The following is a 26,311-nucleotide window of genomic DNA, read 5'->3' as shown; positions in this document are numbered from 1 at the left end:
GGCTGCCGGGAGGTCACTTGCGGCCGGGCGTCCAGTCCATGCCCCAGCCGTAGGCGCGGTCCACGGTGCGCTGCGGGCTCACTCCGCGCTCCGGGACGAGGAAGCGGGCCTCCCGCTGCACCACGAGGTCCGAGCCGGTGTTGGTGATCAGCGCGAGGGCGCAGACGGTCGAGGGCTCGGTGGACTCGCCGAGCGAGAAGTCGATGGGCGCGCCGTGCTGGGGGCGGAGGGTGACGGTGGCGTCGAGGTCGGCGAAGCTGCGCGCGCCCTCGTAGACGGTGACGAAGATGAGGACGCGGCGGAGGCTTTGGCGGTGGTCCAGATTGACGGTCAGGTTCTCGCCGGCGGTGCCGCCGGTGCGGTCGTCCCCGTCGAGATGGATGTAGGGGGGCCGGTCGAGCGCGCCGAAGGCGTTGCCGAGGGCCTGGACGACTCCCTTGCGGCCGTCGGTGAGTTCGAAGAGGGCGCACAGATCGAGGTCGAGCGCGCCGCCGGGCGCGGTCAGGGCGCGGGTGAGCTTCGCCCCCCAGCCCTCCTTCTTGGGCTGTCCCTCCTTCTTGGGCTGCGAGCGCATCTGCCAGCTGAGGTTGACGTGCAGCGCCCCGGAGGTGCCGCCCTGCTTGGTGAGGGAGACGGAGGGGGCCTCCTTGGTGAGGGTGACTTTGGTGAGGCGTACGGGGGTGACGGGCGCGGGGGCCGCGTCGGCGGGGGCCTGCGCCGGAGGCGTGACGGGGGCGGGGGCCGAGGGGGCGACGGGCGGCGCGGCGGGCGCGGCCGGGGCGGCGGCGGGCGCGGGGCCGCGCAGGGCGGCGGGGCTGACGCCGAAGTCCGTCGCAAGACCGTCGGGGCCCGAGCTGTATCCCTGTCCCACGGCCCGGAACTTCCACGCCCCCTGACGGCGGTACAGCTCGCCGAGGACCAGGGCCGTCTCGACGGTGGCGTCCTCGCTGTCGTACCGGGCCAGCTCCGCGCCGGAGGCGGCGTCGACCAGCCGGAGGTGGAGTCCGGAGAGCGCGCCGAAGCTGCCGCCGTCGGCCGTGGCGGTGAGCACGACCTTCTCCACGTCGGCCTCGACGGCGTCCAGATCGACCGCGACGGTCTCGCTCGCGCCGTCCGGGGAGGCGCCCGCCCCCTCGTGGCGGACCGCGCCGGAGGCGTGCGCGGGCCGGGCGCGGGAGACGGAGTCGGCGTCCGAGCGGACCTTCTCCGTACCCGCGCCGAGGAGGAGCGCGGCCGCCGCGACGGCGGGCGCGGAGGGCGCGGAGCGCCAGCCCAGCTCCAGCCGGACCTGGCGGGCCGTCACCGGGGTATTGGCTCCCTTGGACATGGACATGTTGGCTCCTGTCACGCTGCGGGGCGCCCGGTCGGGTCGCCGTGCGCCATTCTCGCCCCCACCTGCCCCGGGGCCGTGCTGCTGACCCGCGAGTAACCCGCTCCCAGCTCGCTCTTTACAGGATCCTTGCCCTGTGGTTCGACCGATTTTCCCGGGTTCGCTCGCTTTGGGGATCCATGGGTACGCGCATCCACCGAAACAACCCACATACCGGCCTCCCCAACCGGCACTCGTGGGCTTACCTTAGGTCCCATGACCTCCCCCCGCTCCACCTACGGCGGCGGCTATTACTCCGCACCGTCCTTCGCCGACACCCCGATCTACGACTCCCTCGTCGCAGAGCGGGGCACGCCTCAGATCGCCCCGATCCGAGTGCCCTCCGCGTATGACACCGGCGGTCATCTGCCGGCGCTCCCCGCGGCGCTGCCCGCCCTCCCGGCGGGCCCCTCGGCCCAGCAGCCCTCCCAGGGCTACGGCTATCCGCAGCAGTACGCGCCGATGCCGCTCCAGCAGGCCGCGGCTCCGTACATCCCGCAGTCGCAGCCGCCCGCGCCGCGCGGCTACCAGGGGCAGCCGGGCCAGCCCCAGCAGCAGCGCCCCGTGCCCACCGGTTACGAGGCGATGCGCCCGGCCGCCCGGCCCGCGCCCGCCCCGGGGCCCTCCGGCTACCAGGACCCGTACAACCGCCCGCACCCGGGCCAGGGTTACTGAGCGGGGGTTCACCGAGCGTCCGAGCGGCCGGCCCCGGCAGGCTCCCTCCCGTCCGTCCGGCCGCCGCGCCGCGGGGTTCCCACCCGACGAGGTCTGTGGGAACTCCGAGGCGTGCGCCGCGCGTTGAGCGGTCGAGGGCGTGGCGAGAGGAGGGTGACGTTCCTCTCTCTTCCCGCGACTTCGTGCCCGTGCGCGCCGCACTGGGCTATGACGGACGCGGAAGGGGGTGCGGGCCATGCGAGCGGCCGCCGGAGTCTGGCGCTGGCGTCACAATCCCCTGCGCCGGCCGACCGATCTCATCGAGGCGTGGACGGCGCTCGCCGCCGCGCTGATGCTGCTCCTCGCCGCCCCGGCCGTGGGCTGGTTCGCCGGGAACGCCACCGAGGACTCGCTGCGGCAGGCGGCGCGCCAGCAGCGTATGCACCGTCATCCGGTCGTGGCGACGGTGCTGAGACCCGCGCCGCCGCCCCGGTCGCCCGCGTCCGAGGCCGAGCCCCCGCCCGCGCGAGAGAGACCGCGGACGGTGTGGGCCCGCTGGACCTCCGTGGACGGGGTCGGGCGCACCGGCCGGATCGCCGCCCCGCCGCGCGATGCCCGGGCGGGCGACGAGCTGACCGTCTGGACCGACCGCGCGGGCCGGGTCGTCGCGCGCCCGATGGAGCCGGCGGCCGTGCGCGTCCACGCCGTCCTGGCCGGGACGGGCTTCGCGTTCGCCTCGGCCGGTCTGGTGGAGGCCGTCAGACGGCTGGTTCTCTGGCGGCTCTCACAGCGCAGATTCGCCCGTCTGGACCGGGCCTGGGCCGCCGCGGGTCCGGACTGGGGACGCACCGGCGCGGGCAGCTGACCTCGTGACTCGTCAACTCCCGCCCCTCACCCGCGCTACGGTGGTGCGACCCCGTCACGGGGCTGGGGCCTTCGGCCCCGGGACCCGCCGTCCGGTCGAGGCAGATCTTTCGGGCCCGCTCCCCGGATTCCCGGCGAGCCGGACACGACACGGAAGGCAGGACCCAAGGGGGCGTCCCCCTTCTCCGAGGCGCGCCGGAATCAGATCCCGAGGTGGGGGCAGAGCAGCACGATGGCACAGGGCACGGTCCAGGTGACCCACACCGGCACATCTCGGTGGCGGCGCCGCACGGGTGAGTACGCCTCTCTCGCGGCCGCCCTGGAGGCGGCGGGCGACGGAGACGTCCTCACCGTCGCCCCGGGGACGTACCGGGAGAATCTGGTGATCCAGCGGGCGGTCACGCTCCGGGGTCCCGAGGGCTCGGTCGGTTCGGTGCGGATAGCCCCCGCCGACGGAGTGCCGCTGACAGTGCGGGCGTCGGCCACGGTCCAGGATCTCCATGTGGAGGGGCAGGACACGACCTCGCCCGCGCTGCTGGTGGAGGAGGGCACGCCGGAGCTGTCGGACCTGCGGATCTCGACGCGCTCCGCGGCCGGTCTGGAGGTGCGCGGCTCGGCCCGGCCCACCGTGCGCCGCTGCACCGTCGACAATCCCGCCGGCGTCGGCATAGCCGTTCTGGACGGCGCGGGCGGGGTGTTCGAGGAGTGCGAGGTGGTCTCGGCGGGCCAGGCGGGCGTCTCGGTGCGCGGCGGCGGCCATCCCCGCCTCGACCGCTGCCGGGTGCACCACGCCTCGGGCGCCGGGCTGGCGGTCACGGGCGAGGGCAGCGGTCTGGAGGCCATCGGCTGCGAGGTGTACGAGATCAAGGGCGCGGGAGTGCAGATCGCCTCGCGCGCCTCGGCCCATCTGACCGACTCGACCGTCCACCGCACCTCGGCGGACGGGGTCACCCTGGACACCGACGCCGTGCTCACCCTCTCCGACTGCGACATCCACGACGTCCCGGAGAACGCGATCGATCTGCGCTCCCGTTCGGTGCTGACCCTCACCCGCTCCACCGTGCGGCGGTTCGGGCGCAACGGTCTGTCGGTGTGGGACCCGGGCACCCGGGTGGACGCCAACCAGTGCGAGATATACGACAGCACGGGCGACTACCCGGCGGTGTGGATCAGCGACGGAGCGACCGCGGTCCTGGACTCCTGCCGCGTCCACGACGTCCCGGACGCGCTCTTCGTCCTCGACCGGGGTTCGCGGGTCGACGTGGTCGACAGCGATCTGTCCCAGATCCGCAACACGGCGGTGTCGGTGAGCGACGGGGCCACCGCGCAGCTCGACGACTGCCGGATCAGGGAGGCGTCCACCGGAGCCTGGTTCCGCGACCACGGCAGCGGCGGCACCCTGAACGGCTGCACCATCGACGCGGCGCAGACCGGGGTCATCGTCACCAAGGGGGCCGACCCGGTGATCGAGCGCTGTACGGTCACCTCGCCCGCCGAGGCGGGCTTCTACGTCTCGGCGGAGGGCCGCGGCACCTTCCGGAACTGCCGGGTCACCGGCAGCGGCGGCTACGGCTTCCATGTGATGGACGGCTGCCGGGCGACGCTGAGCCGCTGCCGCACCGAGCGGTGCGCGCGCGGCGGCTACGAGTTCGCGGATCCGGGCCTGCTGGTCGTGGAGGAGTGCACCAGCGACGAGAGCGCGGTGCGCGGCGCGGTGGAGCACTCCGCGGCCCCGGCCGTGGCGGCGATACGGTCGCCCGGGGCGGCGGCCCCGGCGGTCTCGGTGCTCCCGCCGCCCCCGCCCCTCGCGGCGCCCGTACCGGAGCCGGCCCCCGAGCCCCGGCGCACCTCGGAGGCCGTCCTCGGCGAGCTGGACGCGCTGGTCGGCCTGGAGAGCGTCAAGCGCGAGGTGCGCTCGCTGATCAACATGATCGAGGTGGGCCGCCGCCGCCAGGAGGCCGGTCTCAAGGCCGCCTCCGTGCGCAGGCATCTGGTCTTCACCGGCTCCCCCGGCACCGGCAAGACCACCGTGGCCCGACTGTACGGAGAGATCCTCGCCGCGCTCGGCGTGCTGGAGCGCGGTCATCTGGTGGAGGTCTCCCGGGTGGACCTGGTCGGCGAGCACATCGGCTCCACCGCCATCCGCACCCAGGAGGCCTTCGACCGGGCGCGCGGCGGAGTGCTCTTCATCGACGAGGCGTACGCCCTCTCCCCCGAGGACTCCGGACGGGACTTCGGCAAGGAGGCCATCGACACCCTGGTGAAGCTGATGGAGGACCACCGGGAGGCGGTCGTGGTGATCGTCGCCGGATACACCGCCGAGATGGAGCGCTTCCTGTCGGTGAATCCGGGCGTCGCCTCCCGTTTCTCGCGGACCATCACCTTCCAGGACTACGGCGCCGACGAGCTGCTGCGCATCGTGGAACAGCAGTCCGAGGAGCATGAGTACCGGCTCGCCGAGGGCACCGGCGAATCACTGCTGAAGTACTTCACCGCGCTGCCCAAGGGACCCGCCTTCGGCAACGGCCGCACGGCGCGGCAGACCTTCGAATCGATGGTGGAGCGGCACGCGGGCCGGGTCGCCGAGCTGGCCGACGCGGACACCGACGCTCTGACGCTGCTCTATCCGGACGATCTGCCCGAGCTGTTCTGACTCCGCGGGGACTGCTGGGGGATCCGCGGATCGATCCGCGCCAGCAGCCTCCGGCGCTCCAGCGCGAAGACCGGGTCGGCCTGGTAGTCGGAGTGCCCGAGGATGGGCTCGGGCAGCGGATGGGCACGGGACCTGCCGTAGACCACGGGGTCCTTGAGCACCGCGTGGTCGACGTCCCCGCGCCCGTCCTCGCCGACGACCAGCACCGGCCCGCCGATCGGGTCGGTGTGCCGCCACAGATTGCGCCAGCCCTCGACCTCGCCGCGCAGCTCCCCCAGGGCGGTGGGCCCGAAGTAGGCGGGGAACCAGCGGCCGTAGAGCCGTTCCAGCGGCGAGCCGTAGGTGAGCAGAGCGACCCGGCGACGGGTGGCGGCGGGCAGCTGCCAGACGGCGGACGCGGCCAGCACACTGCCCTGGGAGTGACCGGAGATGACGAGCCGTCCGCCGGTGCGCTCGGTCCAGGTGGACATGCGCCAGGCGAGGTCGGGGACGGCGCGCTCGGCGTAGCACGGCGGGGCGAAGGGGTGGGCGGCGCGCGGCCAGAAGGTGCCGACGTCCCACAGGATGCCGATGGTGCGGCGGGCCGAGGGGTCGCGGTAGGCGCGGCGGCCCCAGGTGACGAACAGTATGAAGCCGAAGCCGATCAGCCAGGAGCCCAGGGACTGCGCCGCCTCGGCGAGGGATTCGTCGAACCCGCTCTCCCCGAACGCCTCGCCGGGGACCTCGCCGCTCGCCCAGGAGCCGGCGAGCGAGCCCGCGCCGAGCAGCAGGGTCGCGCCGGAGACCAGGCCGACGAGCCAGGGCGCGGTGTCGGTGAGATCGGCGCGGGCCCTCGCGCCCGCGATCCTCCGGGTGCGGATCCGGTCCGGCCGCCAGGCCCCGGCCCCCGGGAGCGGCGCCTCGGCGGCTCCGTACTCCTCCTCCACGTCCCGGGCGAACCGCCGTGCCGTCAGCCAGGTCCTGACTCCGAGCCAGACGGCGGGGATCAGCAGCAGCACCAGCAGGACGGGGATGACGGAGGCCTGCCAGCTGAGGAGGACGGGAGGTCCGGGGATGGTGCCGTCGCCGTCCATGCCGGGGGTGCCCGGCCCGTCGAGCCAGTCGGCGACCCGCTGGGCGATGCCGCCGCTCATCACCCCGCCCAGCGCGCAGGCGAGCATCGCCACGGCCGGTCCGGCGAGTCCCCGCAGCGCGCAGCGCGGATGGCGGGCGCGCCGCTGGAGGACGAGGGCGGTGAGCGCGAGGGCCACGGTCAGCGCGCCCTGCGCGAGGACGATCAGACGGAAGGCCCATTCGCTGGGCAGGGTCCCGGCGGAGGTCCATCCTGGCCGGTCCCAGAGGGCGTAGAGCAGGGTGAGGGCGAGCAGCGCGAGCGCGGAGCCGGGGAGGGCGCTGACGGCGGCCCGGTCGAAGCGGGCGTCGAACCGCCGCTCGCTGCGGCCCCGGCGGACGATCACACAGACCACGAAGAGGAAGGCGAGGGCGAGCACGGTCTCCAGGGTCCGGCCGGCGATGTCCAGCAGGGTGCTGTCGCCGTCACGGTCGTGGCGGGCGGCGGGTCCGGCGACGGCGGCGGCGATGACGAGGAATCCGGCGGCGGTGTGCGCGGCGCGCAGCCGGGCGACGAGACGGCGGCCGTACCAGAATCCGGGGCGTCCCAGTGCGGGACGTACGACGGTCTCGCGGGCCGGGCGGACGGTCCGCCGGCGCTCCCGGCAGTCGTCGGCCCCGTCCTCGTCGTCCTCCTCGTCGTCGTCCTCCGCGTGCTCCGCGTGCTCCGCTTGCTCTGTGTGCTCTGTGGCCTCCGTCGTGTTGTCCGCGTGGTACGCCGCTTCGTCCTCCTCGCCCTCCCCCTCTCCCCCCTCGTCGTCGTCCGCGCCCGTGTCGCCCTCCACCACGCCCGCGCCGGTCGGCGGGCGCTGTGACTCATAGGCGTTCCAGGTGCGGTTGGAGAGGTACCAGAGCAGGATCACCAGCGCGAGCGGGAACAGCGAGGCGAGCGCGAGACGGCGGCCGGGCTGCGACCACCAGCCGCCGCGCTCGCCGGAGAGGAATCCGAGCCAGCCCCGGTCCCGGGAGCACTCGGCGGTGCCCGCGCACTGCCACGCCATCAGATCGAGGGTCACCTCGGCGGCCGCGGCCGTCATCAGAACGGTGAGACTCAGCGCGATCAGCCGGACCAGCACCCCGTACAGCCGGGTGGTGCGGATGCGGCCCCGGGCGCGCGGGCGCATCCAGTGCGCGAGATTGACCACCATGAAGGGGAGCAGCAGCAGCCACAGGGCGCGGGCGCTGTTGCCCGAGGTGAGGTTGGACCAGCAGTACGCCTCGGGAATGGGCTGGTCCGAGCGCCTTTCGGGGTCCGCCTCGGCCGTCTCGTCGTCGGTGCGCCGGAAGACCGCGGCCTGGGCGTCTCCCGAGATCCGGACCGTGCGGGGGTCGCCGAGCATGTCCTGGGGGAAGGCTCCGCCGACGCCGTGGACCAGCAGTTCGAGCGCCGGCCCTCCGCTCTGCGGGGCCGGAGTTGCGGAAGACACGTCTGTGCCTCGCTCTCTCGATGGGAGGATCGACCGGTGCGCGACCGCGCGGCGCTCACGCCTCAGAGTCCCGGATCCGGACGGTTCGGCGCGCGGCTCTCACCGAATCTTCGCGAGTCCGCGCGGAAGGGACCGTGAGAGGATGTGACGCCCGAGCCGCTGGCGGAGCGTACGACGGAAGACGACGACGTGGAAGGACCGGCCCCGGTAGTGACCGACAATCAGAACCTGCTCGCGGAGCAGCGGCGCGCACTGATCCTCGACGAGGTGCGCAGGCGCGGCGGGGTCCGGGTCAATGAACTGACCCGCAAGCTCAATGTCTCCGACATGACGGTACGGCGGGACCTGGACGCGCTGGCCCGTCAGGGCGTCATCGAGAAGGTGCACGGCGGCGCGGTTCCGCTGGTGGAGGCCAGCACCCATGAGCCGGGGTTCGAGGCCAAGTCGGCGCTGGAGCTGAGCGCCAAGGAGGACATCGCCCGAACGGCGGTGCGCATGGCGGTGCCGGGCAGCGCGATCGCGCTCTCCGGGGGCACGACGACGTTCGCGCTGGCGCACCATCTGGTGGAGGTGCCGGATCTGACGGTGGTGACCAACTCCGTGCGGGTGGCCGATGTGTTCCATTCGGCGCAGCGGCTGGGGGCCGCGGGCGCGCCCCGGCCGGGCGCGGCGACCGTGGTGCTCACGGGCGGGGTGCGTACGCCGTCGGACTCGCTGGTCGGTCCGGTCGCCGATCAGGCGATCCGCTCGCTCCACTTCGATGTGCTCTTCCTCGGGGTGCACGGCATCTCGGTGGAGGCCGGACTGTCCACGCCGAATCTGGCGGAGGCCGAGACCAACCGGCGTTTCGTGCAGGCCGCCCGCCGGGTGGTGGTGGTCGCCGACCACACCAAGTGGGGGACGGTCGGGCTGAGTTCCTTCGCCCGGCTGTCCGAGGTCGACACGCTGGTGACGGACGCGGGGCTGTCGGCGCGGGCCCGGGAGGAGATCGTCGAGCATCTGCCGGGGCTGATCGTGGCGGGCTCCCCCGAGGACGGCCGGGGCGGTCACGAGGGCCGGGACGGCGAGCAGGACGGCTGACGCACGGATGAACGACTGCCGGCGGTACGAGGACGGGCACCTACCTGAGCACGGCCCCGGACCCGGACGCCGATTCGGGTACGCGGACGGATACGGGCTCGGGTCGGGGTACGGACGCGGGTGCGTGCGCGGGAACGGGCAGGGGTGCGGCCGGTGACCGAGTTCCGGGTGACGCGCGCGGTGCCGCTCCCCGCCGACGAGGTCTGGCGGCGGGTGACCGACTGGCGGGCCCACGCGGCACAGGTGCCCGCCACCTCGCTCGCCTCGGTGACCGCGGGGCCGACCCGCCGGGGCACGGTGTTCACGGTGCGGTCGTCGGTCGGCCGGGCCGGTTTCGACGATCCGATGGAGGTCGTCCGCTGGGAGCCGCCCGCGGACGGGCGCGCGGGGCGCTGCCGTCTGGAGAAACGCGGCCGGGTGATCCTGGGCTGGGCCGAGATCGAGGTCTGCCCGCGCGGTCCGGGCTCGGTGGTGGTCTGGGCCGAGGACCTGCGGATCCGGGGGCTGCCGAGGCGGCTGGACCCGCTGGTGGCCAGGGTGGGCCGACGGGTGTTCGGGCGGGCGCTGGACGGACTGCTGCGGGGGCGCTGACCTTCGCGCCCCGCCCTCCTGGCCCGGGCGCGGGCCGTCGGCGCGCACCCGCACGACACGCACCCGCACGACACGCACCCGCCCGGCACGCACGGCCGGCATGGACGGCCTGCACGCACGACCGGCGCGGACGCCGTCGGCACGGACGTCGTCAGCCGTGCTGGGGCCACTGCCCGGTGGCGAGGAACGCGTCGATCTGGCGGGCGTACGGCGCGATGTCCAGGCCCTGTTCCTCCAGCCAGCCGTCGGAGTAGTACTTGTCGAGATAGCGGTCGCCCGGGTCGCAGAGCAGGGTGACGACGCTCCCGCGCTCCCCGTCCCGGACCATCTCCGCGACGATCTTCAGCGCGCTCCACAGCCCGGTGCCGGTGGAGCCGCCCGCCTTCCGGCCGATCGCGGCGTCGAGCGCCCGTACGGCCGCCACGCTCGCCGCGTCCGGGACCTTCATCATGCGGTCGACGGCCCCGGTGACGAAGCTCGGCTCCATCCGGGGGCGGCCGATGCCCTCGATCCGGGAGGCGCGGTCGCTGGAGGCGTTCGGGTCGCCGTCGGTCCAGCCGTCGAAGAAACAGGAGTTCTCCGGGTCGGGGACGCAGATCCTGGTGTCGTACTGCATGTAGTGCACATAGCGGGCGATGGTCGCCGAGGTGCCCCCGGTGCCCGCGGTGGCGACGATCCAGGCGGGCTCGGGATAGCGCTCCAGCCTGAGCTGCTGGTAGACGGATTCGGCGATGTTGTTGTTGCCGCGCCAGTCGGTGGCCCGTTCCGCGTAGGTGAACTGGTCCATGTAGTGGCCGCCGGTCCGCTCGGCGAGCGCCGCGGACTCCTCGTACATCTTCCGGGAGTCGTCCACGAAGTGACATCGTCCGCCGTGGAACTCGATCAGGCGGATCTTCTCGGGGCTCGTCGTGCGCGGCATCACGGCGACGAAGGGGACGCCGATCAGGCCCGCGAAGTACGCCTCGGAGACGGCGGTCGATCCGCTGGACGCCTCGATGACGGGCTTGTCCGGCCGGATCCAGCCGTTGCAGAGGCCGTAGAGGAAGAGCGAGCGGGCCAGCCGGTGCTTGAGGCTGCCCGTGGGGTGGGTGGACTCGTCCTTGAGATAGAGGTCGATCCCCCACCGCTCGGGCAGCGGGAACTTCAGCAGATGGGTGTCGGCGGACCGATTGGCGTCGGCCTGGACCTTCCGTACGGCCTCTTTCAGCCAGGCCCGGTACTCCGGGTCGCTGCGGTCGACGTCGGCGGTCGCAGCCGCCGCCCCGTGCGTCACACGCTTCTCGTCGCTGTCCATGTCCGCCGTCCTCGCCCTGCTGGCCGCTCCGGCCCGCGTCGCCAGCGTAAGCCCCCCACCTGCACAAATGTTCACTTGGGGAATCCATAGGAGGTACTTGTGGTTCAGTTGGCCCCGGCGTCCGCTCTTCCCACTGGTATCCGCGGCGGGAGTTGGGCAGACTGCGAGGAGGCAAAGCGAAGAAGGGGGTGGAGGGCTATGGCGATGGCCGAGCCCGAGTTCCGTGCCACAGGCGTGCGGATCGAACGCTGGCCGCGCTCGCTCACCAAGGCGGGCCAGGTCCTGATCAAGGACGGCAAGCTGGAACTGCTCACCAGCTACGGCCGCGTGATCGACAGTGCCCCGGTGCGCGCGGTGCGGGCGGGGAAGGCGTGGTTCACCGACGAGGCGAGCACGGCGCTGACGGTCAACGGCAAGAGATACCGGCTGACCCTCGGTCAGCGCGACCACCGGACGGATCCGGAGACGCTCACCGGGCGTTTCCTGAAGGCCGTCCGCGGGGCCGGTGTCGCCGAGGACTGAGCACGCGGCCCCGATCTGAGCGCCCTTCCACCTGGAGCGCGTCCTTCCGTTCGGACGCACCCCTCCGCCGGAACGCACCCTTCACCCGAGCGCGCCCCTTCACCTGAGTGCCGCCGAGCGACAGTGCTTCGCGGAGCGCCGAGTTGCGGGACCGTCGTCGCTGGTCCACGCTGGTGTCACATCACTCAGGGTGCATGCGCGATGACACTGCGGCAGCGCGGCGGATCGCCCGCACCACCGGGCACGACTCAGCAGGCAGCCACTGCTGGATCCGACCTTCGTCTTCTTCCGGACCACTTCGGGGAGTCGCAGCCGTGATCAGCGAGTCAAGCAGGCACTGCACGGTGGAGCTTCAGGCCCTGCCGTCGCGGATCGGTCAGGTCCGCAGAATCGTATCGGCGCAACTGCGCTACTGGCATCTCGATCCTCTGATCGACCAGGCCGCGCTCGGCGTCACGGAACTGCTGACCAATGTCCACCGGCACGCCGAGCCGGACAAGATGTGCGTCGTCGACATCGAGCTGCTGCTCGACCGGCTCACGGTCTCCGTCCACGACCACGATCCACGCGTTCCGGCGGCGCCGGCCGCGCCGGACGGCGACCTCTTCGCCACCTCCGGACGCGGGCTCTCCTTGATAGCGGCCGTGAGCGAGCAGTGGGGCGTGCTGCCCCGGGGCGAGCGCGGCAAGACCGTCTGGTTCTCCCTCGCGGCCCCGCCGCCCGCACGGGAGACGGAGCCGCCCGGACACGAGCCGGCGTCCCCGCCCGTGACCGCGCCGGTGACGGACCACCCCTTCGCCCCGCACCCGGACACCGCGCCGCGCGAACACGCCCCGGCCCGGTCGACCGCCGTGGGCTGATCGGTCGTACGCACGTACGCACGGTGACGCGGAGCCGCGCCGCCGTGCGTACGCCTGGGCGGCGTGGCTCGGGCGCTCCCGGTCAGGCGGGCGGCAGCAGTTCGCGCTCCAGCCGCCGCCGCAGGCGCTCCTCGTGGACCAGACGGCCGACCAGCGCGCCGCCGTAGACGACCACGCCGACGCCGACCAGCCAGGACTGGAGGACCAGAACGGTCCCGAACGGCCCGTAGGTCACCGCGTTGGAGGCGATCAGCGGGGAGAAGACGAATTGGGAGAAGATCCGCAGCCCGAGCATGGCCAGCGCGGTCACCACCGCCCCGGGCAGCAGCGCGCGCCAGCGGACCCGGCCGCCGAGCAGCAGACGCTGGGCGATCCAGAAGAAGACGAACGTGCCGATCACATCGGCCAGCGCGGCGCCCGCCGTGCCGGCGGCGGAGTCGGACGGGGCGGGGGTGTTGACGAACACCAGCAGCGAGAAGACCAGCAGGGCGAGGAAGACGACATGCCGCCACATGGTGTGCCAGCGGGCGGTGGGCAGGTCCCAGACCTTCTCGTACCCGGTCTGGACGGCGGATCCGAAGGTCAGCCCGAAGACGGCGAGCGCGGCGAGACCGAAGGCGGTGGTGCGCTGGAGGGCGGTGCCGGGCACTCCGAAGAGCCGTTCCACCTCGTCCTGGGACGCCTGGGAGACCCCGAGGGCCTGTCCCAGCCAGCGGGCGAAGCCCTGGCCGCTGGCCGGATCGGCCGCCGCGACGACCACCAGCAGCGGTACGAGGGTGAGAAAGCCGAGCGCGGCGAAGCCCATGGCGCGGTGCAGCAGCTCCATCTCCCGGGCCCGGTTCCAGGCGAGGGCCGCCGAGGAGGAGAGCAGCCTGGTGTGCAGTCGCTGGACCCGGCGCGGAGAGGGCTCCGCCCCGGCGGGCTGAGGGCTCATACCCGCATCGCCTACCCGTTCGCGGCCGCCGGGCCGCCCCCGGTGCCTCCGGACGGGTGGCCCGGGGGCCGGGCGGCGGTTCGGGCCGGGCGGCGCGCGGCCGAGCGCCTCGCGGGCCGGGCGGGAGCGGGCGTACGGGAGCGGGCGTACGGGAGCGGGCCGGAGCGCACGGGCCCGCCCGCCCGGGACCGGCCCGCGGGTTCCGGATCGCGCACCTCGCGCACGGGCGCCGGGACCGGCCCGCGGGCTCAGGCCAGCGCGCCGAGCGGATCGTCGAGGACCGGCTGCCAGGCGAGTTCCGCCGCGCCCACCAGGCTGTTGTGGTCGAGGGTGCAGGGCAGGATCGGAACGCCCCCGCTGCGGCCCCACAGACAGCGGTCGGCGACCACCGCGCGCAGCCGCTCCGGATCGGCGGCCAGCAGTTCCCGGTGGAGCCCGCCGAGGATGATGCGGTCCGGGTTGAGGATGTTGACCAGCCCCGCGAGGCCGAGGCCGAGCCGGTCGATCAGCCGCTCGCCGGCGGCCCGGACGGCCGGGTCGTCGTACTCCGAACGCAGCAGCCGGCGGGACTGCTGAAGGAGGGAGACCTCCGGGCCGGGCGGGCGCCCGGCCGCGGTGAGGAAGGCCAGCGGGTCGGTCTCGACGTCCAGGCAGCCCCGGCCGCCGCAGTGGCAGGGACGGCCGTCGGGATCGGCGGTGAGATGGCCGACCTCGAGGGCGAGACCGGAGCTGCCGGTGTGGAGCCGTCCGTCGAGGACGAGCGCGCCGCCGACGCCCCGGTGGCCGGTGGCGACGCAGAGCAGATGGCGTGCGCCGACGCCCGCGCCGTGCCGGTGCTCGGCGAGTGCGGCGAGATTGACGTCGTTGCCGGTGAAGACGGGCCCGGTGATGCCCGCGGCCCGTACCCGCTCGGTGAAGATCTCCCGTACCGGGGAACCGGCGGGCCAGGCGATGTGCAGCGGATTGAGCGCGGTGCCGTCCGGTTCGGCGACGGCGGAGGGCACCGCGAGGCCCGCGCCCACACAGCGGCGGCGGCTCTCGCGCAGCAGCGCGGCCCCGGCGTCGACCACCGCGCCGAGCACCTGGGCCGGATCGGCGGAGACGGTGACACAGCCGGGCGCGGTGGCCACCGTCCGGCCGCCGAGCCCGACGAGCGCCGCCCGGAAACCGTCGGCGTGAACCTGTGCGGCGAGGACGACCGGGCCGCCCTCGTCGAGGAAGAGTCGGTGCGACGGCCTGCCCTGGGAGCCGGCCGAGGCGGCGGGCCGGTGGTCGACCCGGATGAGTCCGAGCGCCTCCAGTTCGGCGGCGACCGCGCCCGCGGTGGCCCGGGTGACGCCGAGTTCCTGGGTGAGGACGGCACGGGTGGGCGCACGGCCCGTGTGCACCAGTTCCAGAGCGGGGCCGAGTGCGCCGCGGCCCCTTTCCAGCTTTGTTCTGGTGCTGGTCGCCTTGCCGTTCATGAAGGGGAGTCTCCCATGATCCGCAGGTCGTGCAGCAGTCTTGTCCCGATCGCACGCCCATGCCTATTCTCCATTTGTGCCGAAAATAAACAAACCTGGCACGGCTGTTTCGGGGGGATCTCGCGGGAGCGGCGCGCCCTCTTCCCCGTCCCGGCTGCGCACAGCCCTCACCCTCTTCTTCGCCCTCGACGGCTTCCTCTTCGCCGGCTGGGTGGTCCGCATTCCCGCGATCAAGGAGCAGACCGGCGCCTCCGCGAGCGCCCTGGGTCTCGCCCTGCTCGGACTGTCGGCGGGCGGTGTGGTGACGATGACGCTCACCGGCCGGCTCTGCCGCCGGGTCGGCTCCCTGCCGGTCGTCGTCGCGAGCGCCGCCCTGATGTCGCTGAGCATCGCGCTGCCGCCGCTGACCCGCTCCCCGCTCGCCCTCGGTCTGGTGCTGCTCGTCTTCGGCGCGTGCTACGGAGCCATGAGCGTCAGCCTCAACAGCTCGGCGGTGACGGTGGCGGCCGCGCTCGGCCGCCCGGTGATGCCCGTCTTCCAAGGAGTGTTCAGCCTCGGCGGCATGGTCGGCGCCGGTCTCGGCGCGCTGATCGCGGGCGGGCTCTCCCCCACCGCGCATCTGCTGCTGCTCACCGCCGCCGGGCTGCTGGTGACCGCCGTCGCCGGTCCGGTGCTGCTGCGCGCGCGGCCCCCGGCCGCCGTGCGCGCCGCCGAGGACACCACGCCCCGCCGGATGACGCGCCGCACCCGCGGACTCGTGCTGATCTGCGGGGTGATCGCGCTCTGCACCGCGTACGGGGAGGGGGCGATGGCCGACTGGGGAGCGCTCCATCTGGAGCAGGACCTCGACGCCAGGCCCGGTGTCGCCGCCCTCGGCTACTCGCTCTTCGCCCTGGCCATGACGGTCGGCCGGCTCTCGGGCACCTTTCTGCTGGAGCGGCTCGGGCAGACTCGTGTTCTCGTCGCGGGCGGGACGACGGCGGCGGCCGGGATGCTGCTCGGCGCGCTCGCGCCCTCGGTGGGACTGGTGCTGCTCGGCTTCGGCGCGGCCGGTCTGGGGCTCGCGAACATCTTCCCGGTGGCGGTGGCCAGGGCGGGGGCGCTCGCCGGGCCCGCCGGGGTGGCGGCCGCCTCGACGCTCGGCTACGGCGGGATGCTGCTGGGCCCGCCGACGATCGGCTTCCTCGCCGACTGGCTGTCGCTGCCCGTGGCCCTGACCACGGTCTCCCTCCTGGCGGCGGGCGCGGCCCTGATCGGATACGCGGCCCGGAACGCCGCGGCGGAACGGCCCGCACCGGGCTGAGCGACCGCGCCCCGGCCGGGAGCGGCGGCCGACCGGGACTTTCTTGCCCGGCGGCCGCCGCCCCTGTGACACTTCGGGGATGGGACGACGCAATCAGAGGGATCGGGACGCGATCACCGTCGAGATCGGGTACGCGCTGGTGAGCGCCACGTTCGCGGCCGCGGTGGTCTTCGGCGCCGTCGCCGGTCCCAAACTGGCCTTCACCATGCCGTACGCCGTCGAGCGCGGGCTGTTCCTCGCGGGCCTCGCCGCCGCCGCGATCGTCTTCGCGCTCCGTGTGGTGACGGTGCTCTGGCGCTTCGCCCGCCCCGGGGACGAGCCGAGCCCCCCGTACGCCGCCGACGCCTCGGAAGGCTCAACCGGCTCCCGCCCCGCGCGTCGGCCCGACCAGTCCAACCAGCCCGGCCGGAGGGGCCCGGACTCGTAGGCCGGTACGACGAGCCGGCCCCGGTCGCGCGGGCGCGCGGCGGCTGGGGAGCGGCGCCGGGCCGTCCGGGGCGCGGGTCAGGACCGCGTCGCGCGCGGGGACTTGGCGGGGTCGCCGAGTCCGGCCTCGTACGCGAGCCGGGCGGCGTGCGCACCACCCGGCCGAGCCGGCGCGGACCACTCCGCCGAACCGGCCGTGTCAGCAGACGGCGCCCGGCCCCCCGCGCCCGGCCGTGCGCCGGGTCACCGCCGGATCAGCTCCGGGCGCGCCGGTCCATCGTCTCCAGAGCCCTGCGCGCCACCCCGCTGGTACGGACGATGCCCGCCAGCGTGGTCGATCCGCGGGTGATGTCGGCGAAGGCCCGCCAGGCCGGCCGCAGACCGGTGATCGCCGCGTGCACGACCCCGGGACGGCGCTCGAAGACGGAGAGCAGCCGGCGACCCACCCCCATCTCCACACCGAGCCCGGCCTTGATGGCGAAGGCGTAGTTCAGCGCCTGGCGGCGGGCGTCGACCGCGTCATGGGCCTCGGAGATCCGGACCGCCCACTCCCCCGCCAGCCGGCCCGAGCGCAGCGCGAAGGAGATGCCTTCGCGCGTCCAGGGCTCCAGCAGCCCCGCCGCGTCCCCGCAGACCAGGACCCGGCCCCGGGAGAGCGGGGAGTCGTCGCTGCGGCAGCGGGTCAGATGCCCGGAGGAGATCTCCGGCTCGAAGCCGGCCAGACCCAGCCGGGCGATGAAGTCCTCCAGATAGCGCTTGGTCGCCGCGCCCTCGCCGCGCGCCGAGATCACCCCGACCGTCAGCGTCTTCCCCTTGGGGAACACCCAGCCGTAACTCCCGGGCATCGGACCCCAGTCGATGAGCACCCGGCCCGCCCAGTCCTCGGCGACGGGGTCGGGCACCGGGATCTCGGCCTCGAGGCCCAGATCGACCTGGTCGAGCTTGACCCCGACATGGGCGCCTATCCGGCTGGCGCTGCCGTCCGCGCCGACGACCGCGCGCGCGAGCACCGTCTCCCCGTCGGAGGTCACCACGGCGACCGTGCGCCGGTCGGGCACGGCCGCGCCGTGCTGCTCCACGCGGGAGACGGTGACGCCGGTGCGCAGGGTGGCGCCCGCCTTCTGCGCGTGCTCGACGAGCAGCGCGTCGAACTCCGGGCGGTTGATCAGCCCGAAGAGCATCTTCTTGGACCGGCGGGTGCGCGTCATCCTGCCGTTCAGGGTGAAGGTGACGGCGTGCACCCGCTCGCGCAGCGGAAGCTCGAATCCGGGCGGCAGACTGTCCCGGGAGGGACCGATGATCCCTCCGCCGCACGTCTTGTAACGCGGCAGTTCGGCCTTCTCCAGCAGCAGCACCTGACGGCCCGCCACCGCCGCCGCGTACGCCGCCGAGGCCCCCGCGGGCCCCGCGCCGACGACAACGACGTCCCACACCGTCTCGCCGTGCTCCACTGCCTCTTCTGCTCCGGTGCCGCCGTTCTCGCTGCTCACGATGTGCTTCTGCTCCCGATCCGACGCGTGCCCCATGCTCTCGACGGCATCCTACGGCGCGGCCCTCTCGCATCGCTGTGGGAGGATCGACCACGCATTTGCCGTACACACCTCGCACAACGTCGTACCCCCCGGGAGCGTGCCCATGACCGCCGATCCGATCGCCGAATCCGTCGCCGCCCTGATGCCCCGCGCCCGGGCGGAACTGGCGGAGCTGGTGGCCTTCAGGTCGGTGGCGGATCCGGCGCAGTTCCCGAGGAGCGAGTGCGAGGCGGCCGCCGGCTGGTGCGCCGACGCGCTGCGCGCCGAGGGCTTCGACGATGTGGCCGTGCTCGACACCCCGGACGGCAGCCAGGCGGTCTACGGCCTCCTCCCCGGGCCGGCCGGCGCGCCGACGGTGCTGCTCTACGCGCACTACGACGTACAGCCCCCGCTCGACCTCGACGCCTGGGACTCGCCGCCCTTCGAGCTGACCGAGCGCGAGGGCCGCTGGTACGGGCGCGGGGCCGCCGACTGCAAGGGCGGCTTCATCATGCATCTGCTCGCGCTGCGCGCCCTCCGGGCGAACGGCGGGGTGCCGGTGTCCGTCAAGGTGATCGTGGAGGGCTCGGAGGAGCAGGGTACGGGCGGTCTGGAGCGGTACGCGGAGGCGCGTCCCGAACTGCTGGCCGCCGACGCGGTCGTCATCGGCGACTCCGGGAACTTCCGGGAGGGGCTGCCGACGGTCACCGCGACGCTGCGCGGGATGACGATGGTCCGGATCCAGGTGGACACCCTCGAAGGGAATCTGCACTCGGGTCAGTTCGGCGGCGCGGCCCCGGACGCGCTGGCCGCGCTGATCCGCGTACTGGACTCGCTGCGCGCGGAGGACGGCTCGACCGCGGTCGACGGGCTGGACGCGGAGCAGAGCTGGGAGGGGCTCCAGTACGCGGAGGCCGATTTCCGCCGGGACGCCAAGGTGCTCGACGGTGTGGAGCTGATCGGGTCCGGCACGGTCGCCGACCGTATCTGGGCGCGGCCCGCGGTCACCGTCATCGGCATCGACAGCCCGCCGGTGGTCGGTGCGACGCCGTCGGTGCAGTCGAGCGCGCGGGCGCTGATCAGCCTGCGGGTGCCGCCGGGCCGGGACGCGGCCGAGGTGACGGAGCTGCTGACCGCGCATCTGCGGGCGCGCACCCCGTGGGGGGCCAGGGTGTCGGTGGACCAGGTCGGGCAGGGGCAGCCGTTCCAGGCGGATGTGCACAGCCCGGCGTACACGGCGATGGCGGACGCGATGCGGGCCGCCTATCCCGGCGAGGAGATGCAGACGGCGGGCATGGGCGGCTCGATCCCCCTCTGCAACACCCTCGGGACGCTCTACCCGGAGGCGGAGATCCTGCTGATCGGGCTGAGCGAGCCGAAGGCGCAGATCCACGCGGTGAACGAGTCGGTCTCGCCCACGGAGCTGGAGCGGCTCTCGGTCACCGAGGCGCTCTTCCTGCGGAACTACGCGGCGGGCTGAGCCTCCGGGTGCGGTGGTCGGGCCCCGGCGGGACTCTGCGGCTCCGAAGGTCCGCGGGGGTACGCCGGGTTCGTCCGCGCCGTGGTTCCGACGGCGGCCGCGGGGGTACGCGGGAGTCCGGCGCGGGCCTCGGTCGCGACGGCCCGGAGAGAGGTACGGGCGGTCCGGCGCGGGCCTCGGTCGCGACGGCCCGGAGAGAGGTACGGGCGGTCCGGCGCGCGTCGCGGTCGCGACGGCCGGCGGGGGTGCGCGGGGTTTCGCCCGCGGCGGAGGGGCTCTGCCGAGGGCCGAACGCCCTCACCCGTGCGCGTACGCCCTGCCTACGGTCGGGCCATGGAGATCATCGAGCTGCTTCCCGAACTGTCCCTGCTGCGTTTTCCCGTGGGCCAGGCCTATCTGTGGCGCGACGGGGACGAGCTGACGCTGATCGACGCGGGCGCGATCGGCGCGGGCGCCCTGATCGCCGAGGCGGTGACGGGGCTGGGGCTGCACCCCCGTGACGTACGGCGGATCGTGCTGACCCACTTCCACGAGGACCACGCGGGCGGTGCGGGCGAGTTCGCGGCGCTGAGCGGCGCGCCCGTGCTGGCGCACCGGCTGGACGCGCCGTTCGTCCGGTCAGAGATGCCCGGCCCGCCGCCCCTCTTCGAGGACTGGGAACGGCCCCTGCACGCGGAGGCCGCGAAGCTGCTGCCGCCGCCGTCGGCCCGGCGGGTGCTCCCCGCCGAGGTGGTGGAGGTGTCGGACGGCGAGGTGCTGGACTTCGGGGGCGGCGCGCGCGTCGTCGGCGCGCCGGGCCACACGGACGGCAGCATCGGTCTTCATCTGCCCGAGCACGGTGTGCTGTTCACCGGCGACGCCGTCGCCTCCGTGCCGCCGGACGGCCGGGTGCTGATGGGGGTGTTCAACCTGGACCGGGAGCGGACGGTCGAGTCCTTCCGGAAGCTGGCGGCCCTGGACACGGAGGTGGCGTGCTTCGGCCATGGCGATCCGGTGCGGCGGGGCGCGTCGGCGGTGCTGCGGGCGGCGGTGGAACGGGACCACGGCGCGGCGTCCGCGTCACCGGAGTGACGGGGGGCCGGGTCAGTACGGGACTCCCGACTCCAAGTAGAGGACGGTCCCCCGCTCCCGGGCGCGCAGGGCCCAGCGGAGCCGTTCGTACCGCAGGGGCGGCAGCAGCCGCTGGGCCTCCTGCTCCGCCACGAAACGCCAGTCGCGCAGCTCCGCGCCGGGCAGCAGGATCCGTGCCGCGGTGTCGCCGGTCAGCCGTCCGCCGTCGAAGAGCAGCCGGAGTCCGCCGTATCCGGGGGGCAGCGGCGGCTCCCAGTCGGCGACGAGCAGCCGGGGCACTCGGTCCAGCTCGATGCCCAGTTCCTCCGCGACCTCCCGGATCCCGGCGCGGGCCGGGGCCTCGCCGCGCTCCACGACTCCGCCGGGGAACTCCCAGCCGGGTTTGTAGGTGGGGTCCACCAGCAGCACCCTGTCCTCCTCGTCGAAGAGGAGGACTCCGGCGGCGAGGGTCTCGGCGGTCGGCTCGGGCGTCTGGACGATCGCGCAGACGGCGGCCTCTCCGGTGCGCAGCGCGTCGGCTATCCGGCGGGCGGTGCGGCGCGGGTCGAGTCCGGCGGTGTCGATCACGAAGGCGTCGTCGGCGATCCACTCCGGCGCGGCGGGGAGGGGCCGGATCCGGTCGTCGGCCCACTCCTCGCCGGCGGGGTCGGCCGACGGCTCGGCGAGGGGGCGGGCTCCGGCGGCGGCCGGGGATCCCGGGACGGTCCGCGATGCCGGGACGGTCAGGGCTCCGGACGCGGCCGGCTCCTCTCCGGGGACGGTCCGCGGTGCGGGGACGGCCAGGGCTCCGGCGGGCGGGTGAGCGCCTCCAGCGGGGCGAGGGCCGTCAGTCGGGTGAGCGCCTCCAGCCAGGTGGGCGCCTTCGGCCGGACAGGGGCCCTCGGGCGGACGGGGGCCGTCGGCCGGGGGCACGGGCCCGGCGTCCCCGGGCCGCCCGGCGGACGGAACCGATCCGCGCAGGATCGATTCCTCCGATCGCAGCAACACCTGACACACCGGGATTCTGCGGGCGGCCAGACCGCCGAAGATCTCGTCCCGGTACTCCTGGCGCGGCAGGGTCATCGGCACCACCAGCACCCCGCCCAGCTCCGCCAGCATGGCCGCCGCCGTGTCCACCACCAGCCGCCGCCAGATCGGCAGATCCTGGCAGTCGCTCACCTCGGCGAGGCGTTTCGGCGGCAGCATCCGGCGCAGTCCCGCGCCGATCAGCTCGGGGTCGTACAGCGTGCTGTTGGGGATCAGGTCGATCAGTTCTTGCGCGGTGGCCGTCTTGCCCGCTCCGAACGCACCGTTGATCCAAACGATCACGGGTCCCCCTCTTCCCTAGCCCACAGTGGATTGCCCGGAACACCCTGCCACGGAAACCCGCCGCCGGTCCCGGCCGAGATCCGGAACGCCGTGCCCCGGGAACGGGCAGGTCTCCGGGCCCCGGAGCCCGCCCGTCCCCGGACGTGCGAAAGCGCCGGCCGCCCGAAAGGCCCGGCCGGGGACCGCCGTCGGCGCCGCTGCCGGGACCGTCGTCCGCGCCGCCGTCAGGACCGCCGTCGGAACCCGCGCCGGGACCGTCCCGGCGGCCGGGACGACCGCGAGCGGCCGCCTCCGCGCACCGCCGCGACGTCTACCCCGCACGGCCCGGCCCAATCGGCCACCGCCGCCGCGCTCTTCGGCCGCACCCCCGGCCGTGGGACGGCGGCGGAGACCGGGACCGCCTTCCCCCTCCGTACGACGCGCTCACGAGACCCTCGGACGCGAGCCGCGCACCGGCCGGTTCAGAGGCGGTCGGCCGACCGGAACGGCACGCCGTCGCGGTCGCCGGACAGGACGGCGGCCGCCGCGCCCAGGAGGCCCGCGTCGGCGCCGGTCAGCGCGGGGACGGCGGTCACTCCCCGGACGAAGGAGAGGGTGGCGTAGTCGCGGAGGGAGCGTCGCAGCGGGTCGAAGAGCACCTCCCCCGCGCCCGCCACCCCGCCGCCGATCACCGCCGTCTCGATCTCCACCAGGGCGGCCGTCGCGGCGATCCCGGCCGCGAGCGCCCGGGCGGCGCGTTCGAAGGAGGCGACGGCGACCGGGTGCCCCGCGCGCGCGGCGGCGGCCACGGCGGCGGCGGAGGCGTCGCCGTCCGGGCCGGGCCGCCAGCCGCCCTCCAGGGCGCGGCGGGCGATGTTGGGCCCGCTGGCGATCCGTTCGACGCAGCCCCGGCCGCCGCACGGACAGGGATCGCCGTCGAGGTCGACGCTGATGTGGCCGATGTGGCCGGCGTTCCCGGTCGGTCCGGGGTGGGGGCGGCCGCCGATCACCAGACCGCCGCCGACTCCCGTGGAGACCACCATGCACAGGGCGTTCTCGCGGCCGCGCGCCGCGCCCCGCCAGTGCTCGGCCGCGGTCATCGCGACCCCGTCGCCCACCAGGGCGACCGGCAGGCCGGGGGCCGCCCCGGCGACCCGGGAGACCAGCGGGAAGGCGCGCCAGGCGGGCACGTTGACCGGGCTGACCGTGCCCGCCGAGGCGTCCACGGGCCCCGCGCTGCCGATGCCGACGGCGAACACCCGGGCCCACAGGGGCGAGGCGGTCAGCACGCCGAGGACCGAGGCGACGGCGGCCATCACGGTCTCGGCGTCCTCGCGCGCGGGTGTGGGGCGCCGGGCCCGCAGCCGGATCCGACCGTCGCCGTCCACCAACGCGCCCGCGATCTTGGTGCCGCCGATGTCGAGGGCGGCGACGAGGTCGTTGTGCATCGGCGTGGCATCCCCCGGTGAGCTGGGTCGAGTCTGCGGCTTCGGGAACAGTCTTCATACCCCTGACAACGTTGTCCAAGCTCTATGCTCGCCGCTACACATTCGCCTGCACGCCGTACGACGACAGGATTCCGCACTGTGGCCGGTACAGATCGCTCTCCGCACCCGTCCGCGCGTCCCAGGAGTCCTGAACTCCGCTACGGCAATCGCCCCACCATGAAGGACGTCGCCGCGCGTGCCGGAGTCGGGCTCAAGACCGTCTCCCGCGTAGTCAACAGCGAGTCCGGTGTGACCCCGGAGACGGAACGGCGGGTCCATGAGGCGATCGAATCGCTGGGCTTCCGCCGCAACGACAGCGCGCGGGTGCTGCGCAAGGGCCGTACCGCCTCGATAGGTCTGGTGCTGGAGGATCTGGCCGACCCCTTCTACGGTCCGCTGAGCCGTGCGGTGGAGGAGGTGGCGCGGGCGCACGGCGCGCTGCTCATCAACGGGTCGAGCGCGGAGGACCCGGTCCGCGAGCAGGAGTTGGCGCTCGCGCTCTGCGCCCGCCGGGTGGACGGGCTGATCGTGATCCCGGCCGGTGACGACCACCGCTATCTGGAGCCGGAGATCAAGGCGGGCATCGCGACGGTGTTCGTGGACCGGCCGGCCGGGCGAATCGACGCGGACACCGTGCTCTCGGACTGTTTCGGCGGGGCGCGGGCGGGGGTGGCCCATCTGATCGCGCACGGCCATCGCCGGATCGGGTTCATCGGCGACCAGCCGCGCATCCATACGTCCGTCGAGCGGCTGCGCGGCTACCGCGCGGCGATGGCGGAGGCGGGGCTGACGGTCGCCGGCTCCTGGGTCGCGCTGGGCTCGACCGCGCCGGAGCGGGTGCGTCCGGCGGTGCTGGAGATGGTGACGGGGCCGGACCCGGTCACGGCGGTCTTCGCGGGGAACAACCGGGTGACGGTGACGGCGGTGCGGGTCCTCGCCGAGCAGGCCCGGCCGGTGGCGCTGGTGGGCTTCGACGACATCGAACTCGCCGATCTGCTGGGGATAACGGTGATCGCCCAGGACGCGGCGGCCCTCGGCCGCCGGGCGGCGGAGCAGCTCTTCCGGCGGCTGGACGGGGTGGAGGAGGAGCCGGTGCGGGTGGCGCTGGCGACGGCGCTGATCCCCCGGGGCTCGGGCGAGATCCCGCCGTCCTGACCTCGGGCCCCGCCCGGTCCTCCAGCGGGTCACGCGGCCCGGACCGCGCGCGCCCTGACCAGGTCCTCGGCGGATCCCGTCGTACCGATCCGGGCCGGGACCCCGGCGGATCCCACCGTACCGATCCGGGCCGGGACCCCGGCGGATCCCGTCGTACCGATCCGGGCCGGGACCCCGGCGGGTCCCGCCGTAGCGGCCCCGGGTCCTCGGCGGCCCTTCAGCCGGGCCCGCCGGGCCCGCGCGGCCGTGCGTAGCCCTCCAGTTCGGCGCGGGTCAGCCCGGAGAGCCGGGTGACCTCGGCGGTGTCCAGCGCCCCGCAGTCGATCCCGCGCAGCAGCTGACCGCTGAGCGCCTTGGCGGTGGCGGGTTCGTCCAGGACGTCGCCGCCGGCGCGGGCCGCGTACGCGGCGAGCCGGCCCGTCGTCCGTTCCAGATCCTCGCGGTGGAAGGCGAAGACGGCGGCGCAGCGGGTGGGCAGATGGCCGGGGTGCATGTCCCAGCCCTGGTAGTAGGCGCGGGCCAGCGCCCGGCGGACGAGCCCGTAGTGCAGTCGCCAGGCGTCGTGGACCTGGGCGGTGGGCCCGACGGGGAGCACCTGGGCGGAGCCGTCGCTGACCCGTACGCCGGTGCCGGCGGCGGCGACCTGCATCACGGCCTTGGCGTGGTCGGCGGCCGGGTGGTCGCTCGCCTGGTGGGCGGCGCCGACGCCGAGGGAGGCGCTGTAGTCGAAGGTGCCGTAGTGCAGTCCGGTGGCCCGGCCGCCCGCCGCGTCGATCATCCGGGCGACGGTGGCCGTTCCGTCGGCGGCGAGCACGGCCTGGCTGGTCTCGATCTGTATCTCGAAGCGGATGCGTCCCTCGGCCAGTCCATGGGCGGACTCGAAGGCTTGGAGGAGCCGGGCGAAGGCGGTGACCTGCTCGGCGTAGCTGACCTTGGGGAGGGTGAGGACGAGCCCGTCGGGCAGCCCGCCCGCCGCCATGAGTCCGGTGAGGAAGATGTCGAGCGTCCGGATGGCGCGGTCGCGGACGGCGGCTTCCAGACACGGGGGCCGGATGCCCATGTACGGGGCGGCCGTGCCGTCCTCGTACGCCCGCGCGACGAGGCGGGCGGCGCGGGCGGCGTCCGCGTCGTGGTCTGCGCCGGTCCGGCCCCGGTAGCCGTCCTCGAAGTCGATCCGCAGATCCTCCACGGGCTCGCGCTCCAGCTTGGCCCGCATCCGGGTGTGGACCGGTTCGGCGAGCCGGTCCGGGAGTCCGAGCACGGCGGCGAACGCGGCGGCGTCCGGGGCGTGTTCGTCGAGCGCGGCGAGCGCCTGATCGCCCCAGGAGCGGACGGTCCGGGCGGTGAAGGCGTCGGCGGGTACGTAGACGGTGTGGACGGGCTGCCGGGTGCCGGGGTCTCCGGGGTAGCGCCGGGCCAGTTCGGCGTCGACCGGTGCGAGCAGGGCCTCGATCTCCGCGCCGACCGCCCCGGGGAGGCTGGTCGCGATCCGTTCCCGCGCGGGCGCCGCCCGCCGCCGGTCCGCCATAGGACGCCCTCCCGCGTTCCGCTCACCGGAATCGGTGATCCGCCATGCGAAGCTAGCGTTCGGCCGTTCGCCGCGTCAACGGCCCGTGAAACGGCCGGGGGCCGTACGGAGTCGGTCTCCGTACGGCCCCCGGCGCCGGCGTGCGGGCCGGTCAGCCCTTGCGCTTGTTGATCTCTTCGGTGAGCTGGGGCACGACCGTGAACAGATCGCCCACGACCCCGTAATCGACCAGATCGAAGATC

21 protein-coding genes are annotated in these 26,311 nt (G+C 74.3%); 12 read left to right on the top strand and 9 right to left on the bottom strand.

Translation table 11 applies throughout. The features are described from left to right. Positions 1 to 13: 13 nt before the first annotated feature. Positions 14 to 1,333 carry a TerD family protein gene (locus ACF089_RS33700; RefSeq protein ID WP_392035272.1) on the bottom strand — a complete coding sequence of 440 codons (1,320 nt, stop codon included), beginning with the start codon at positions 1,331 to 1,333 and terminating at the stop codon, positions 14 to 16. Positions 1,334 to 1,585: 252 nt separating this feature from the next. Here ACF089_RS33700 and ACF089_RS33695 point away from each other — a divergent pair, with 252 nt between their 5' ends. The 3 genes from ACF089_RS33695 to ACF089_RS33685 all read left to right on the top strand — a co-directional run bounded on the left by ACF089_RS33695 (position 1,586) and on the right by ACF089_RS33685 (position 5,540). Beyond that, complete coding sequence (locus tag ACF089_RS33695) at positions 1,586 to 2,044, top strand: DUF6643 family protein (protein ID WP_392035269.1); 459 nt, start codon at positions 1,586 to 1,588, stop codon at positions 2,042 to 2,044. A gap of 235 nt (positions 2,045 to 2,279) precedes the next feature. Continuing rightward, entirely contained in the window at positions 2,280 to 2,888 is a 609-nt protein-coding gene (locus ACF089_RS33690) for a hypothetical protein (RefSeq protein ID WP_392035266.1), read from the top strand. A 231-nt stretch (positions 2,889 to 3,119) separates the two neighbouring features. Further along, positions 3,120 to 5,540 (top strand): right-handed parallel beta-helix repeat-containing protein, encoded by a 2,421-nt coding sequence (locus ACF089_RS33685; RefSeq protein ID WP_392035263.1) that lies wholly within the window; start codon positions 3,120 to 3,122, stop codon positions 5,538 to 5,540. Here ACF089_RS33685 and ACF089_RS33680 read toward each other — a convergent pair. Beyond that, positions 5,510 to 8,077 (bottom strand): hypothetical protein, encoded by a 2,568-nt coding sequence (locus tag ACF089_RS33680; RefSeq protein ID WP_392035261.1) that lies wholly within the window; start codon positions 8,075 to 8,077, stop codon positions 5,510 to 5,512. The genes ACF089_RS33685 and ACF089_RS33680 overlap by 31 nt on opposite strands. A 210-nt stretch (positions 8,078 to 8,287) precedes the next feature. Here ACF089_RS33680 and ACF089_RS33675 point away from each other — a divergent pair, with 210 nt between their 5' ends. Further along, positions 8,288 to 9,157 (top strand): DeoR/GlpR family DNA-binding transcription regulator, encoded by an 870-nt coding sequence (locus tag ACF089_RS33675; protein ID WP_392035258.1) that lies wholly within the window; start codon positions 8,288 to 8,290, stop codon positions 9,155 to 9,157. Positions 9,158 to 9,310: 153 nt separating this feature from the next. Next, entirely contained in the window at positions 9,311 to 9,748 is a 438-nt protein-coding gene (locus tag ACF089_RS33670; RefSeq protein ID WP_392035255.1) for an SRPBCC family protein, read from the top strand. A gap of 151 nt (positions 9,749 to 9,899) precedes the next feature. Here ACF089_RS33670 and ACF089_RS33665 read toward each other — a convergent pair whose 3' ends face one another. Continuing rightward, positions 9,900 to 11,042: a PLP-dependent cysteine synthase family protein gene (locus ACF089_RS33665; RefSeq protein WP_392035252.1), complete on the bottom strand. Its 1,143-nt coding sequence runs from the start codon at positions 11,040 to 11,042 to the stop codon at positions 9,900 to 9,902. Between the two features lie 198 nt (positions 11,043 to 11,240). Here ACF089_RS33665 and ACF089_RS33660 point away from each other — a divergent pair, with 198 nt between their 5' ends. Beyond that, the gene (locus ACF089_RS33660; RefSeq protein ID WP_392035249.1) at positions 11,241 to 11,564 is read left to right on the top strand and encodes a hypothetical protein; all 324 of its coding nucleotides are present in this window, start codon (positions 11,241 to 11,243) and stop codon (positions 11,562 to 11,564) included. 314 nt (positions 11,565 to 11,878) lie between these two features. Further along, positions 11,879 to 12,424: an ATP-binding protein gene (locus ACF089_RS33655; RefSeq protein WP_392035246.1), complete on the top strand. Its 546-nt coding sequence runs from the start codon at positions 11,879 to 11,881 to the stop codon at positions 12,422 to 12,424. Positions 12,425 to 12,506: 82 nt separating this feature from the next. On the opposite strand, the gene ACF089_RS33650 is transcribed toward ACF089_RS33655, so the two are convergent. Together ACF089_RS33650 and ACF089_RS33645 are read right to left on the bottom strand one after the other, a co-directional pair. Continuing rightward, on the bottom strand, positions 12,507 to 13,358 hold the full coding sequence (locus tag ACF089_RS33650; RefSeq protein WP_392035244.1) for a YhjD/YihY/BrkB family envelope integrity protein: 852 nt from the start codon (positions 13,356 to 13,358) through the stop codon (positions 12,507 to 12,509). 248 nt (positions 13,359 to 13,606) lie between these two features. Then, entirely contained in the window at positions 13,607 to 14,821 is a 1,215-nt protein-coding gene (locus tag ACF089_RS33645) for an ROK family protein (protein WP_392035241.1), read from the bottom strand. A gap of 76 nt (positions 14,822 to 14,897) precedes the next feature. Here ACF089_RS33645 and ACF089_RS33640 point away from each other — a divergent pair, with 76 nt between their 5' ends. Both ACF089_RS33640 and ACF089_RS33635 read left to right on the top strand, forming a co-directional pair. Further along, positions 14,898 to 16,124, top strand: a complete 1,227-nt coding sequence (locus ACF089_RS33640; protein ID WP_392035238.1) for an MFS transporter — start codon at positions 14,898 to 14,900, stop codon at positions 16,122 to 16,124. 79 nt (positions 16,125 to 16,203) lie between these two features. Further along, positions 16,204 to 16,551, top strand: a complete 348-nt coding sequence (locus ACF089_RS33635; protein ID WP_392035235.1) for a DUF6332 family protein — start codon at positions 16,204 to 16,206, stop codon at positions 16,549 to 16,551. A gap of 253 nt (positions 16,552 to 16,804) precedes the next feature. On the opposite strand, the gene ACF089_RS33630 is transcribed toward ACF089_RS33635, so the two are convergent. After that, the gene (locus ACF089_RS33630; protein ID WP_392035232.1) at positions 16,805 to 18,076 is read right to left on the bottom strand and encodes a geranylgeranyl reductase family protein; all 1,272 of its coding nucleotides are present in this window, start codon (positions 18,074 to 18,076) and stop codon (positions 16,805 to 16,807) included. Positions 18,077 to 18,185: 109 nt separating this feature from the next. On the opposite strand from ACF089_RS33630, the gene ACF089_RS33625 reads away from it, so the two are divergent. Together ACF089_RS33625 and ACF089_RS33620 are read left to right on the top strand one after the other, a co-directional pair. After that, positions 18,186 to 19,541, top strand: a complete 1,356-nt coding sequence (locus ACF089_RS33625; RefSeq protein WP_392035230.1) for a dipeptidase — start codon at positions 18,186 to 18,188, stop codon at positions 19,539 to 19,541. A 333-nt stretch (positions 19,542 to 19,874) separates the two neighbouring features. Then, complete coding sequence (locus tag ACF089_RS33620; RefSeq protein WP_392035227.1) at positions 19,875 to 20,612, top strand: MBL fold metallo-hydrolase; 738 nt, start codon at positions 19,875 to 19,877, stop codon at positions 20,610 to 20,612. A gap of 12 nt (positions 20,613 to 20,624) precedes the next feature. Here ACF089_RS33620 and ACF089_RS33615 read toward each other — a convergent pair whose 3' ends face one another. Beyond that, positions 20,625 to 21,920, bottom strand: a complete 1,296-nt coding sequence (locus ACF089_RS33615) for an NUDIX domain-containing protein (protein ID WP_392035224.1) — start codon at positions 21,918 to 21,920, stop codon at positions 20,625 to 20,627. 461 nt (positions 21,921 to 22,381) lie between these two features. Beyond that, positions 22,382 to 23,347 (bottom strand): ROK family protein, encoded by a 966-nt coding sequence (locus ACF089_RS33610; protein ID WP_392035221.1) that lies wholly within the window; start codon positions 23,345 to 23,347, stop codon positions 22,382 to 22,384. A 216-nt stretch (positions 23,348 to 23,563) separates the two neighbouring features. Between ACF089_RS33610 and ACF089_RS33605 the strand changes: the two genes are divergently transcribed. Further along, entirely contained in the window at positions 23,564 to 24,541 is a 978-nt protein-coding gene (locus ACF089_RS33605) for a LacI family DNA-binding transcriptional regulator (protein ID WP_392035218.1), read from the top strand. Positions 24,542 to 24,758: 217 nt separating this feature from the next. Here ACF089_RS33605 and ACF089_RS33600 read toward each other — a convergent pair whose 3' ends face one another. Beyond that, entirely contained in the window at positions 24,759 to 26,069 is a 1,311-nt protein-coding gene (locus ACF089_RS33600; RefSeq protein WP_392035215.1) for a DUF6986 family protein, read from the bottom strand. Positions 26,070 to 26,311: the final 242 nt, after the last annotated feature.

This window comes from Streptomyces sp. NPDC014894 (assembly GCF_043080985.1).
GTDB lineage: Bacteria > Actinomycetota > Actinomycetes > Streptomycetales > Streptomycetaceae > Streptomyces.
This window is presented reverse-complemented; position numbering and strand designations above follow the sequence as displayed.